At 69.3% G+C, this 13291-nt stretch carries 10 protein-coding genes; 3 read left to right on the top strand and 7 right to left on the bottom strand.

The window, feature by feature from the left end; translation table 11 throughout:
* Positions 1-102 precede the first annotated feature (102 nt).
* A complete protein-coding gene (locus AC3FJ6_RS25055; RefSeq protein WP_488774229.1) occupies positions 103-1491 on the top strand; it encodes an aminotransferase-like domain-containing protein in 1389 nt (462 codons plus the stop codon).
* Between the two features lie 10 nt (positions 1492-1501).
* Here AC3FJ6_RS25055 and AC3FJ6_RS25050 read toward each other — a convergent pair whose 3' ends face one another.
* Entirely contained in the window at positions 1502-3256 is a 1755-nt protein-coding gene (locus AC3FJ6_RS25050; protein WP_488774180.1) for an OPT/YSL family transporter, read from the bottom strand.
* Positions 3257-3730: 474 nt separating this feature from the next.
* On the opposite strand from AC3FJ6_RS25050, the gene AC3FJ6_RS25045 reads away from it, so the two are divergent.
* Complete coding sequence (locus AC3FJ6_RS25045) at positions 3731-4666, top strand: 2-hydroxyacid dehydrogenase (protein ID WP_488774179.1); 936 nt, start codon at positions 3731-3733, stop codon at positions 4664-4666.
* Here AC3FJ6_RS25045 and AC3FJ6_RS25040 read toward each other — a convergent pair.
* From AC3FJ6_RS25040 to zwf, 5 genes are read right to left on the bottom strand one after another with little or no spacing between them, the layout of a single operon-like run.
* Complete coding sequence (locus AC3FJ6_RS25040; protein ID WP_488774178.1) at positions 4663-5997, bottom strand: sensor histidine kinase; 1335 nt, start codon at positions 5995-5997, stop codon at positions 4663-4665. The genes AC3FJ6_RS25045 and AC3FJ6_RS25040 overlap by 4 nt on opposite strands.
* Positions 5997-6728 (bottom strand): response regulator transcription factor, encoded by a 732-nt coding sequence (locus AC3FJ6_RS25035; RefSeq protein WP_488774177.1) that lies wholly within the window; start codon positions 6726-6728, stop codon positions 5997-5999. Before AC3FJ6_RS25035 ends, AC3FJ6_RS25040 begins: the two co-directional genes overlap by 1 nt.
* Before the next feature lie 12 nt (positions 6729-6740).
* On the bottom strand, positions 6741-7730 hold the full coding sequence (locus tag AC3FJ6_RS25030; RefSeq protein WP_488774176.1) for a glucokinase: 990 nt from the start codon (positions 7728-7730) through the stop codon (positions 6741-6743).
* A 28-nt stretch (positions 7731-7758) separates the two neighbouring features.
* Positions 7759-8448 (bottom strand): 6-phosphogluconolactonase, encoded by a 690-nt coding sequence (pgl, locus tag AC3FJ6_RS25025; RefSeq protein ID WP_488774175.1) that lies wholly within the window; start codon positions 8446-8448, stop codon positions 7759-7761.
* A 54-nt stretch (positions 8449-8502) separates the two neighbouring features.
* Positions 8503-9951: a glucose-6-phosphate dehydrogenase gene (gene zwf / locus AC3FJ6_RS25020; RefSeq protein WP_488774174.1), complete on the bottom strand. Its 1449-nt coding sequence runs from the start codon at positions 9949-9951 to the stop codon at positions 8503-8505.
* Positions 9952-10279: 328 nt separating this feature from the next.
* On the opposite strand from zwf, the gene edd reads away from it, so the two are divergent.
* The gene (gene edd, locus AC3FJ6_RS25015) at positions 10280-12106 is read left to right on the top strand and encodes a phosphogluconate dehydratase (protein WP_488774173.1); all 1827 of its coding nucleotides are present in this window, start codon (positions 10280-10282) and stop codon (positions 12104-12106) included.
* Between the two features lie 196 nt (positions 12107-12302).
* Here edd and AC3FJ6_RS25010 read toward each other — a convergent pair whose 3' ends face one another.
* Positions 12303-13214, bottom strand: coding sequence for a mechanosensitive ion channel family protein (locus tag AC3FJ6_RS25010; RefSeq protein WP_488774172.1), 912 nt, complete (start codon positions 13212-13214; stop codon positions 12303-12305).
* Positions 13215-13291: the final 77 nt, after the last annotated feature.

The raw sequence follows: 13291 nt of genomic DNA, 5'->3' as shown, positions 1-13291 counted from the left end.
ACATCCCGGTATTTGTATGGATTTGCCTGAGTTGCGCGGCATGCTAAGGTCAGACAACACCCATACAAGATGAGGCTTGTCTTGCGTACAACAAATCCGTCGATGCCTTCGAACCTGGAAGACAAACCCGGCTGGATCGGCGCCTTCGCCGCTGCAGGCGGCCCGCGTTACGTCCAGATCGCCGGGTTCCTGGAACGCGCAATGGCCGATGGCGTGCTGGCCCCCGGCGACCGCCTGCCGCCGCAGCGCGAACTGGCGGCGCTCCTTGGCGTGGATCTGACCACTGTGACCCGGGCACTGGCCGAGGCCCGACGGCGCGGGCTGGTGGAGCCGCGTGGATCGCTCGGCACTTTTATTGCGGCGCCGGCGTTTGAACTGGCCCAGGCCGTGGACCTGAGCATGAACGTGCCGCCGCCGCCGGAAGGCATCGATTTCGCCGACATGCTCCGGCGCGGCCTGGCGCAGGTCACGCTGCGCGCCGATGCGAACCTGCTGATGACCTACCAGCTCGGCGGCGGCACGCTGCCCGACCGCGTGGCCGGCGCCCAGTGGCTGGCGCCGATGCTGGGCGATGTCCCGCCCGATCGCGTCATCGCCAGTCCGGGCGCACAGTCGGCACTGGCGGCGCTGATGCTGTGCCGGACCACGCCGGGTGCGGCGATTGCCGCCGAGCCGCTGATCTATCCGGGTGTACGCGGCGCGGCCGCCGAACTGGGGCGCCACGTGGTGCCCATCGCCACCGACGACGACGGCATGCGCCCCGACGCGCTGGACGCCGCCTGCAGCACCGGCAATGTGCAGCTGATCTACCTGAACCCGACGCTGCAGAACCCCACCACGCACACGATGCCCGCGGCACGCCGCCACGAGATTGCGCGCGTGGCCCGGCAGCGCGGCGTGCTGATCGTCGAGGACGACCCCTACTGGCTGCTCACGCCCGACGCCCCGCCGCCACTGGCGGCCATCGCCCCGGCGCAGACGGTCTACATCGCCACGCTGGCCAAGTGCCTGAGCCCAGGCCTGCGCACCGCCTACGTCGTGGCACCCGACCGCGATCTGCAGGAATCGATCCTGGCCGCGCTGCGCGCGATCACGCTGATGGCATCCCCCATTGCCACGGCACTGGCCACGCAATGGATTCGCGACGGCTCGGCGGCCGACCTACTGGCCGGCATCCGCACCGAAGCCGCCGCGCGGCAGCAGATCGCCCGGCAATGGCTGGCGGCCAGCGGCCCGTACGCGCCATCCGGCATCCACGTCTGGCATCCCTTGCCCAGCTACTGGTCATCGGCCGGCTTCAGCCGCGCGGCGCAGGACGAATCGCTGCGCGTCACCGCATCGGACGTGTTCTACGATGGCGCCACCCCGCCCAACGCCATCCGCATCTCGCTGGGCGGCGTGGCCGAACGCACGCAATTGTCGATGGCCCTCAAAAAGCTGTCCGGCCTGCTGGCGCGCAAGCCGCCCAATGCGTCGATGGCGGTGATTTGAGGCACGCCACCTACCCCACCACCCCCAGCAACCCCGCAACGCCGAACCCGAGCGCGGCCAGCGCGTCGCCGGCGATAAGGCCGCCGCCGATCAGCGACGTGGTGCTCATGTCGTCGGGCATGGCGGCATCCCGGGAAACCGGGCGCTCGCGGCTTGCCACCAGGCTGGAGACCATGCCCCCGACGGCCATCCAGGCGGCGGCCGGCAGGTTGACGAAACCGCCGAACGACGATGCGTAGGGCGACGGCAGGATTACCGCATCGAGCACGAAATCGCACGCGCGGCCCGTGCGGCTCTGATCGGCAAAGCGCCGGTAGCGCGCCGACGCGAAGATGGCCTTGCGCAGAAGCTGCGTGACCAGCCCGATGCCCAGGCCGATCCATACGGCCAGCCGCTGGTAGGGCCGGTCGTCGGTCATGCTGCGCAGCGCGCCGACGATCTTGTAGGTCATTGCCGATGTCCACCGGGCGGGCTGCTGATCGGCCGGCAGCACGGTCTGGTCGAGCCGCAGCACCGGATAGGCGTCCATGAACAGCCGCGCCAGCCACACCGCCAGGATCGCGCCGGCGACGACACCAGCCACCTGATAGCCGAACTGCACCATGCGGTCGGTGCCCAGGCGCCAGCCCGTGGACCGGTCCTGCTGCATGTCGCAGGCTTGCGCCGTGGACACCAGCAGCACCGTGGCCGCGATCAGGCCGATATGCGGCTGGCGCAGGCCCACGGCCGCCATCAGGATCACCGTCAGCACAAACGCCGACGAGATCGGATTCTGATCGACCATGCCGACCGAAATGCCGTTGACCAGCGCGAAGATCAGCACCAGCAGCACGGCCATCAGCTGGTAGCCCACCGGCTGGCCGAACCACGCGGCGCCCGCCGCCACGACCGCCAGCCCCCAGGCCACGACCCACGCCACGATCCAGCGTTGCGGCAGCGCCGGCGCATGGCCCGGGGCGTCCGGCGCCCTGCTCGCCGGCTGTCGGGTCCGCTGCCACGCCGTCGCCAGCAACCGCAGCACATCGACCGCCGCCGCGCCCATGATCATGCCCAGCGCAAACAGGAACGTGATTTTTCGATAAGGATCACCGGGCGCGAGCCAGCCGATCGACACGAAATACGGCGTCAGTGCCCACCCGGCCGCGCCACCCGCCAGCGCGGCGATGCCGATGCGCGCGCCAACGATCATGCCCGCGCCGAACGTTGACGCGGACAGGTCGATGGCACCGAGCCATGCGATGCGCGCGGCGCCTACGCTAGCCAGCATCCCCAGCCCCATTCCGCCGGCCAGCCGCGTGATCGACCGGCGCAGCAGCACGGGGTCGGTCAAAGCGCGCAGGATATTGGCCACCGCCAGCCCCGACGGGAACGTGAGCTGCATCCGATCGACCAGCAACGGCGTGTAGAGCATGCCCACACCCACGCCATACATGCCGATGCAGAGCATGTAGCCGATCAGCTGCCACCACGGCGGCTGCGTCATCCCCATCCAACCCATGGCCTGAATCACCACCACCATGCCGCCCATGCCGGCCACCGACGCGGCCGCGGTCTGGATGTAGTTGGCACCGTGCCGGCCCGCCGCGCCGTAGCCGGCGGTGACTGCCGAACCGAGGATGCCCGCCAGCACCTGCCCGCCCACGAAGAAGCCGAGCGACAGGTTCATATAGGCCGCCGCGATGCCGCCCAGCGGCCCGAGCACGAGCATGCCGGCCGCGCCGAGCAGCGCGTGGTATCGCCAGGTGTTGGGAATGGGCAGTCGCATGCGTGTGGAAGATTGGCGTAGTGGTGTGGATGCGTTTGCCCTCTCCCCCGGCCCCTCTCCCGCTGGTAGGAGAGGGGAGAACACCGCGGGCATAAAGGTCTCCGACGGCATTGGGGGTGAAAAATTGGCGTGATGGGCGGTGGATGCGGCTGCCCTCTCCCCCGGAAAACACCGCGGGCATCACGGTCTCCAACGGTTTGCTCCCCTCTCCCGCCACGCGGGAGAGGGGTTGGGGGAGAGGGCGGGCAGGTCAATCACCAACACGCCCAAAGCGTACCCATTTCTGCGTGATTGCCCCAGCGAAAAATCGTGGAGCGTACCCGTTTCTGCGTACGCCGCCACACGGTGGGCTGGCCTCTGATAATCGCCCAGAACCGCCACGCGGTCCCGAGCAGGCCGGCCCACGCGGGCATAGAATGTGGCGTCGGCCTGGCCGACCTCCAACAACAACACCTCCTCGTCCCGCTGTCACGCATGAAGCCCGCCCTGCTCGTCCTGGTCCAGCTCGAACCGGACCATCTCGCCATTGTTTCCCAGCAATACGACGTTGTCTACGCACCCAGCGCGGCCCAGCGCACCGAGGCCGTCGCCAGTGCCGGCGGCACGTTCCGCGCCGTGCTGAGCAACGGCACCACCGGCATCACGGCCGCCGAAATCGACGCGATGCCCAGGCTCGAACTGGTCTGTGCACTGGGCGCCGGCTACGAGAACATCGATATCGCCGCCTGCCGCGCGCGTGGCATTGCCGTGGGCAATGGCGCGGGCACCAACGACAGTTGCGTGGCCGATCACGCCATGGCCCTGCTGCTGGCCACCGTGCGCCGCGTGCCGGCACTGGACCGCGCCACGCGCGACGGCGTCTGGCGCAACGCGATTCCGCTGCCGCCGAACCTGTCCGGCAAGCGGCTGGGCATCGTGGGCCTGGGCACCATCGGCCGCCGCATTGCGCAGCGTGGCGAGGGCTTCGACCTGGAAATCGGCTATCACAACCGCCGTCCGCGCGCCGACGCGCCGTTCCGGTACTTTGCCGATGTGATGGCGCTGGCCGAGTGGGCCGACTATCTGGTCATCGCCACGCCCGGCGGCGCCGAGACGCGCCATCTGGTCGATACCCCGGTGCTGCGCGCGCTGGGTCCGTCGGGCTACCTGGTCAACATTGCCCGCGGCAGCGTGGTGAACACGGCGGCGCTGGCCGATGCGCTGCGCGCCGGCGAAGTCGGCGGCGCGGGCCTGGATGTCTATGAAAGCGAGCCGAAGCCGCCGGTCGAACTGTTCGATTGCCCGAACGTCGTGCTGACGCCGCACGTGGCCGGCTGGTCGCCCGAGGCAGTGCTGGCGTCGGTGACCCAGTTCATCGAGAACGCCCGTCGGCACTTTGCCGGCGAGCCGCTGGTGGCGCCCGTGAACTAGCCCACGGCCGGGAAGACCACGCGCACGCGCAAGCCCGGCGCCGCGTCTTCCAGCGCCACGCGCGCGCCATGGGATTGCGCCACTTCGTCAACGATGGCCAGTCCCAGCCCGCTGCCGCCCGTCGGCGCATCGGGTACGCGATAGAAGCGGTCGAACACGCGGGCGCGCTCGTCGGCCGCGATCCCCGGGCCGTTGTCGGTCACCACCAGCTCCACGCCGCGCGCGGTGTGCGTGACGTCCACGTCGATGCGGCCGCCACGCGGGATGTAGTGCAGCGCGTTGTCCACCAGATTGGTCAGCAGGATGCGCAGCGCATCGGCATCGCCCCGGATCATGACGGGCCCGCTGGCGCTGTTGTCCTCCAGCCCCAGGTCGATATCGCGGTCGATGGCCGCCTGCGACATCTCGGCCACCACATCGCCCGCCAGCGCCCGCAGGTCCACGGGCTCATGCGGCGGCGGCGCGGCGCCCGGTTCCTGCCGGGCCAGCGTCAGCAACTGGGCCACCAGGTGCGTCAGCCGCTCCAGCCCCTGACGCAACTGTCCCATCGCCGCCTGCCGGGCCTCGGCGCTGGGCGCGCGCTCCACCAGCTGGGCCTGCAGCTGCAGGGCAGTCAGCGGCGTGCGCAGCGCATGCGCGGCATCGGCCACAAACGCGCGCTGGGTGTCGATGGCGTGAGCCAGCCGCGCCAGCAGCTGGTTCAGCGCATCGGACAGCGGGGCGATTTCATCGGGCATGTCGCGCACGGCCAGCGGCGCCAGCGTGTTGGCATCGCGCGCCCGCACTTCGGCGGCAATCTCGCGCAGCGGCCGCAATCCGCGTCCCACGGCCATCCACACCAGCCACGCCAGCAGCGGCAACAGCAGCAGCAGCGGCGCCACGGTGCGCAGCGCCATATGCGCGGCCAGCGTGCGCCGTGCGCTGAGCGGCTGCGCAATCTGCACCACCGCCGGCCCCAACTGCACGCTATAGATCCGCCATTCGCCCGATTCCGTACGGGCATCGGTAAAGCCCAGCTCCGCGCGCTGGGGCAACGCCGGGTGCGAATGCGACAGGTAGAGGCTGCGCCCGGAGCCATCCCAGATATGGATCACCACGTCCTCGTCGGCGTGCAGCAGGTCGGCCCCGGTGGCGCTGTCGGGCGCGAACGGCGGCGCCACCGGCGCACTGAACTGGCTCGGCAGCGCGGCGGCCACCTGCTTCATCTGGTAGTCGAATAGCGCGTTGGCTTCCTGCCGGGCCTGGCCGTAGATGAGCCCCGTGGCCACGGCGATGCCGGCCGCCAGGCCGGCCGCCAGCCACCACAGCAGCGTACGTTGAATCGATCGCATCAGTCCGGCGTTCCTTCCGCGCGGGGGGCGCCTTCCGCGCCGTCCCGGCCGTCCAGTTGCGGCATCAGGTACCCGACGCCCCGGATGTTGCGGATCAATGCCGCGCCGAACTTGCGCCGCAGCGCGTGGATATAGACCTCCACCGTGTTGCTGCCCACCTCGTCATCCCAGCCGTAGAGCCGTTCCTGCAGTTGCGGCACCGACCAGACCTTGCCGGGCCGGGCCATCAGCGCCGACAGCAGCGCGTACTCGCGCGCCGACAGCCGCACCGGCGTGCCGCCCTGCGTGGCTTCGCGCGTGGCCGGGTTCAGTACGATGTCGCCATAGCGCAGCACCGGTTCGGCCCGCCCTTCGGCGCGGCGCGCCATCGCATGCATGCGCGCCACCAGTTCCTGCAGGTCGAACGGCTTGATCACGTAGTCGTCGGCCCCAGCGTTCAGGCCGGCCACGCGGTCGGCCACGGCGTCGCGCGCCGTGACGATCAGCACAGGCGTGCGGACATTGCGCGCCCGCAGTGTCTTCAGGACGTCGAGCCCCGAACGGCGCGGCAGGCCCAGGTCCAGCAGCACCAGGTCGTAGCCGCCATCGGCGCGTGGGCCGTGCTGGTCGGACGCGGCGTCGAGCCCCGCGTCGCCATCGGTCACCCAGTCCACCGTGAAGCCCTCCTGGCGCAGCGCCACCTTCACGCTTTCGCCAATCATGGCGTCGTCTTCCACCAGCAATACACGCATGTTCGTCGGGATTCAGGATTGGGCGTGGCGCATATCGCCTTCGAGCCGGTCTGCCAGGGCACGGGCCAGCCCGGGCAGCGCCGGGAATTCGGCCACGATCACGTAGACCGGGATATCGGCCAGGTACTGGCCCATGCGGCCCTTGTCGACAAAGCGCGCGTTGAACGGCGACGCGCGGAAGGCATCGACAAAGCGCGGCACGATGCCGCCGCCGATATACACGCCGCCACGCGCCCCCAGCACCAGCGCGACGTCGCCGGCCACCGAGCCCAGCAGGCCGCAGAAGGCATCGAACGCGCGGCGGCATAGCGGGTCGTTCTGCTTCAGGGCGCCCTCCGTGACCTGCGCCGGCGTCAGCGGTTCGGCCAGAAGCGTACCCATTTCTGCGGACAAGGCGGCGTGGATGTGCGACAGGCCCATGCCCGACAACAGCCGCTCGGCCGACACCCGGCCAAGCTGGTCATGCGCCGCGCGCCAGGCAATCCGTTCGTCATCGGTGGCGGGCATCACTTCGATATGGCCGCCCTCGCCGGCCAGCGCCACGGCACCGCCGCCGGGGGCCGGCACCAGCCCGGACACCCCCAGGCCGGTACCCGGCCCGAGCAGCGCGCGCGGCGCAGTGGCCACGGCGCTGCCCGGGCGCACCTGCACCAGATCGGCCGCAGGCAGGTACGGCAGCGCCAGCGCCAGCGCGGTGAAGTCGTTGATGGCCACCAGCGTGTCCAGGCCCAGCGCCTGGCGCATGGCCTCGATCGAGAACGCCCAGTTGTGATTGGTCAGCTTGACGTGGTCGCCGGTCACCGGGTTGGCCAGGCCGATGGCCGCGTGGCCGGGCCGCTCGCCGTGCGCCAGCGTCGACAGATACAGGCGCATCGCCGCTTCCAGCGATGCATGGTCGGCCACCTTGTAGGCCGTGACCTCGCCGATGCGCATCGGCGCGGATTCCAGGGCGAAGCGGACATTGGTGCCACCGACGTCGGCAAGCAGGCGCGGATAGGTCATGGAGTAGACAGGGTTGCGGGATGGCGCGTCATTGCGCCTCGGTCCGGAAGATATCGACACCGCGCCGGTAGCGCGCCAGCACCACGCTCACCGGCAGCGCCGGCGTAGGGGCCTGCAGCGCGCGCTCCAGCACGGCGTTCTTCTTTTCGCCGGTGATCGCCAGGAACGTGCGCTCGGCCGCCAGCAGCGCGGCCAGGTTCAGCGTCACGCGCGCGTGGGGCGCCAGCGTCGGATGCGTGACCAGGTAACGCGGATCGGGCTCCGACAGCGCGGTCTGCAGCTCGGGCGCGTCGGGAAACAGCGACGCGGTATGGCCGTCCTCGCCCATGCCCAGCACCACCACATCGGGCTGCTGGAACGATGCATTGAGCCGCTGCACCGCCTGCAGCGGCGCGGCGGCCTCGGCCTCGTCGCGGATCAGCGGCACCCAGCCCGCCACGCCCGCCCCTTCGCGCAGCAGGTGGCGGCGCACCAGCGCGCCGTTGCTGTCGGGATGATCTGGCGGCACCGCGCGTTCGTCCACCAGCGTGACCGTCACGGCTTCCCAGCGGATCGGGCGATAGCGCAGCCGTTCGAACATCGGCACCGGCGATGTTCCGCCCGACACCGCCAGCACGGCCCAGCCCCTGGCCTTGATGACGAGGTCCAGTGCATGGCTGACCGAGATCGCCAGCGACTCGGCCTGGTCCATCAGCGTGGCATGTTCGAACTGGCGCATGGCGCGGGCTCCTTGTCGGTCAACGGGTGGGTGGGGCTGGGGCCGGGAGAGGCGTCAGACTTCCTCGTGCCAGAGCGCGCCGTCGCGCGACATCAGCGCGGTGGACGCCGCCGGGCCCCAGGTGCCGGCCGTGTACTGCTTGGGCGGCACGGTGCTGGCTTCCCAGGTATCGATGATCGGCTCGACCCAGCGCCACGCCTGCACCTGCTCGTCGCGCCGCACGAACAAACCCAGCCGGCCGCGGATCACGTCCAGCAGCAGGCGCTCGTAGGCGCCGGCGCGGCGCGCCTTGAACGAGTTGGCAAAGTCCAGATCGAGCGAGGTAGGCGTCAGTTCCAGCGTGTCGCCGGCCTGCTTGACCAGGAAATACAGGCGGATGCTTTCCTCGGGCTGCAGCCGGATCACCAGCCGGTTCTGCGGCGACAAACCCAGCGGCTTGGGGAAGATGGCGTGCGGCACGTCGCGGAAATGCACCACGATCTCGGCCACGCGCGACTGCATGCGCTTGCCCGTGCGCAGGTAGAACGGCACTCCTTCCCAGCGCCAGTTGGCGATCTCGGCCTTGATGGCGACGAAGGTCTCGGTGCGGCTGTCGGGGGCAATGCCCTGCTCTTCCAGATAGCCCACCACCGGCTTGCCGGCGATGGCGCCCGAGCGGTACTGGCCGCGCACGGTCTTCTCGGCCACGTCGGCCGGCTGGATCGGCTTGAGCGCCTTCAGGATCTTGATCTTCTCGTCGCGGATGGCGTCCTCGCTGAGGCTGGCCGGCGGCTCCATCGCCACCATGCACAGCAGTTGCAGCAGGTGGTTCTGCACCATGTCGCGCAACGCGCCAGTGCGGTCGTAGAAGTCGCCGCGCGTTTCCACGCCCAGTTCCTCGGCGATGGTGATCTGCACGTCCTGCACCCATTCGCGGCGCCACAGCGGCTCGAACAGCGCGTTGCCGAAACGGATGGCCATCAGGTTCTGGACCGATTCCTTGCCCAGGTAGTGATCGATCCGGTAGATCTGGTCCTCGGCAAAGTACTGCGCCACGGCCGCGTTGATGGCCTCGGACGACTCCAGGTCATGGCCGAGCGGCTTCTCCAGCACCACGCGCACGTTGGGCGTGTTCAGCCCGGTGCGGGCCAGTTGCTCGCAGATGGGGACGAAGATGTGCGGCGCCGTGGCCAGGTAGCACACCACCACTTCGGGCTTGCGGGCCAGCACTTTCTCGGCCAGCGCGTCGAAGTGGGCCGGCTGGCGCGCGTCGGCCTGCACATAGCAGATGCGGTCCAGGAACGATGCCCAGGCCTCGGGCGGCGCGTGTTCCAGGCCCGGGCGCACGGTGTCTTCCAGCATGGCCTTGTACTGCTCGGTGGTCTGCGGATGGCTGCCGGTGGCCAGGATGCGCGCCGACGGATGCAGCACGCCACAGCGATGGGCGTCAAAAAGGGACGGCAGCAGCTTGCGCCGCGCCAGGTCGCCGGTGCCTCCAAATAGCACCATGTCGAAATCGGGCATGCTCACCCTGGGCTCCTTGCGGGGTATCGCGGATTGCGTGCGGAATGCGTGGGGCAATGCGCGCCCCGGCATCTACTGAGTGCCGCCGGGCGGCGCATTGGTTCCAGTGATGTTACGTCACTCATGGCCGCTTGGACAGGCAGGGGCGCCGCCAGGCAGCACGGGCGTACCCGTTTCTGCGTGCCGCCGGTGTGACGCAAAGCCGATGCGGAACATCCCGGCCGATCATCGATCCCATCTGCTGATAGCCCATGGCGATGACACCGCAATGACGGTGGCGTCCGGTTTTTTCGGCTACGCTGAAAAGCGCCCTACAGGAGATATCCCCATGCCCCGCCACCCCGTACTGGAGAAAGTCACGGCCCGCATCGTGGCCCGCAGTGCCCCCACCCGCCAGGCCTATCTGGACCGCACGCGCGCCATGGCCGGCCAAAGGGTCGAGCGCGCCAACATTTCGTGTACCAACCTGGCGCACGGCGTGGCCGCCATGCCCGACGAAGCCAAGATCCGGCTCAAGGCGCAGGAGCGGCCCAACCTGGCCATCGTCTCGGCCTACAACGACATGCTGTCGGCTCACCAGCCGCTGCAGGCCTACCCGCAATGGCTCAAGGAAGCCGCCCTGGAAGCTGGCGGCACCGCGCAGTTCGCGGGCGGCACGCCCGCCATGTGCGACGGGGTGACGCAGGGCCAGGACGGCATGGACCTGTCGCTGTTCTCGCGCGACGTGATCGCCATGGCCACCGCCGTGGCACTGTCGCACCAGATGTTCGACGGCGTGCTGTGCCTGGGCGTCTGCGACAAGATCGTGCCCGGCCTGGTGATGGGCGCGCTGTCGTTCGGGCACCTGCCCGCCGTGTTCGTACCCGGTGGCCCGATGACCACGGGCCTGAGCAACGACGAAAAAGCCCATATCCGCCAGCTCTATGCCGAAGGCAAGATCGACCGCGCGGGGCTGCTGGAGGCCGAGACCCGGTCCTATCACGGCCCCGGCACCTGCACGTTCTACGGCACGGCCAACTCGAACCAGATGCTCATGGAAATCATGGGCCTGCACTTGCCGGGCACGGCATTCATCAATCCGAATACGCCGCTGCGCGAGGCGCTGACGCGCGAATCTGCCCGCCAGGCGCTGCGGCTGGTGCATGGCGGCGAACGCTACACGCCGATTGCCGAGGTGCTGGACGAACGCGCGTTTGTGAACGGCATCGTCGGGCTCGTGGCCACGGGCGGGTCCACCAACCATACGCTGCACCTGATCGCGATGGCCCGCGTGGCCGGCATCCAGCTGACGTGGGACGACTTCCACGAGTTGTCGGCCACCGTGCCGCTGCTGGCGCGCGTGTACCCGAACGGCAAGGCCGACGTGAACCAGTTCCAGGCGGCCGGCGGTCTGTCGCTGGTGATCCGCGGCCTGCTGTCGCTGGGGCTGCTGCATGACGACGTGAACACGGTGGCCGGCCCCGGGCTGGCCCACTACATGCGGGAGCCGGCCCTGCGCGATGGCAGGCTGACATGGGTCGACGGGCCCGAAGCATCGCTCGACGACACCATCGTGCGCACCGCCGATGCGCCGTTCGCGCCCGATGGCGGCATCAAGCTGCTGGACGGCAAGCTGGGGCGGTGCGTGATCAAGACTTCCGCCGTCAAGCCCGAGCACCAGGTGGTGGAGGCGCCGGCCATCGTGTTCCATCATCAGGACGACGTGCTGGAGGCCTTCAAGCGCGGCGAACTGGAGCGCGACTTCGTGGCCGTGCTGCCGTGGCAAGGGCCCGCCGCCTGCGGCATGCCCGAACTGCACAAGCTCACGCCCACGCTGACGCTGCTGCAGGATCGCGGCTTCCATGTGGCGCTGGTCACCGACGGACGCATGTCCGGCGCTTCGGGCAAGGTGCCCGCCGCCATCCACGTGTGCCCCGAGGCGCTGTCGGGCGGTGCCATCGGCAGGGTCCGCACCGGCGACATCGTGCGGGTGGATGCGCCGGCCGGCGTGCTCACCGTGAAGGTCAGCGATGCCGATTGGGCTGCCCGCCCCCACGAAGTGCCCGACCTGACCGCCAACCGCCATGGTGTAGGCCGCGACCTGTTCGCCGGCTTCCGCAAGCATGTGGGGACGGCCGAAACCGGGGCCTGTTCGTTGTTTGCGGACGAAGGTTAGCGGCTTCGGTTTTGCTCCCCTCTCCCGCCACGCGGGAGAGGGGTTGGGGGAGAGGGCATCGAGCTTCTGCTTGCCGACATGTCGCGATTTGAACCGCCGGGCCCTCTCCCCCTGCCCCGCTCCAGCAAGGCGGGAGCGGGGTGCAAACCCGAGCAACCGGCAGAATCAGCAGCAAGGCGTACCCGTTTCTGCGACCTCAATTTGGGCGTCCCGACCCCGGCGCACGGCCTCGATAACCCTCTCCGTGCCCCGCCTCCGCAGTCTCGGCTTCCTCCAGATCCGGCACCCGCACCTCCTGCACCGGCACCGCGATGCGGCAGCCAGCGCCCTCCACCGTGGCCTTCAGCTTCGCGTACAGCGCGAACTGCACGCTCCAGAAATCGTCGTTCGAGGTCCAGTAGCGCGCATTCAGCGTGACACCGCGCTCGGTGTAGCGCACCACCATGACTTCGCGCTTCGGCTGGGGCAGCAGGCGCTTTTCGCTGTCGAGCATGGCCGCCAGTGCGTCCAGCCCGGCCTGGATCGGGCTGTCGAAGGTCACCGTGACCTCCATGTCCATCCGGCGCGTGGGGTTCTCGCTGTAGTTCATGATCGGACTGCCCCAGATCTTGCCGTTGGGCACGCGCAGGCAGACGCCATCGAACGTCTGCAGCTCGGTCATGAAGAGCCCCGTCTCGCGCACCGTGCCGGCCACGCCCTGCGCGTCGATGTACTGGCCCACGCGAAACGGCCGCAGCAGCACCAGCATGATGCCCGCGGCGATGTTTTGCAGCGTGCCCTGCAATGCCAGGCCGATGGCCAGCCCGGCCGCGCCGAGCATCGCAATGATGCTGGCCGTTTGCACGCCGAACTGCGACAGCACCAGCACCACGGTCAGTACGCGGATCACCCATTGCACGATGCTGGCCAGCATGGGTCGCAGCGTATCGTCCACATGGGTGTGCTGCAGAGTCTGCCGCAACGCCCGGGCGGCCCGCGCGGACAGCCACCATCCGATGATCAGGATGGTCAGGGCGGCCAGGCAGTTCAGGCCCTGGCTGACGGCGAACTGGGTCAGGTAGGCCCAGGTGGCTTCCAGCTTGGCGTGATCGATGAGGTTCAGGTCCATGCGTCAGGCTCCGGGTGTCAAACCCCCGCCAGACTTGCGAAGGACGTGCCAGCCGCACCACACCTGGCGGCAAAAGC

Source organism: Cupriavidus sp. 94F1 (assembly GCF_057798875.1).
This window is presented reverse-complemented; position numbering and strand designations above follow the sequence as displayed.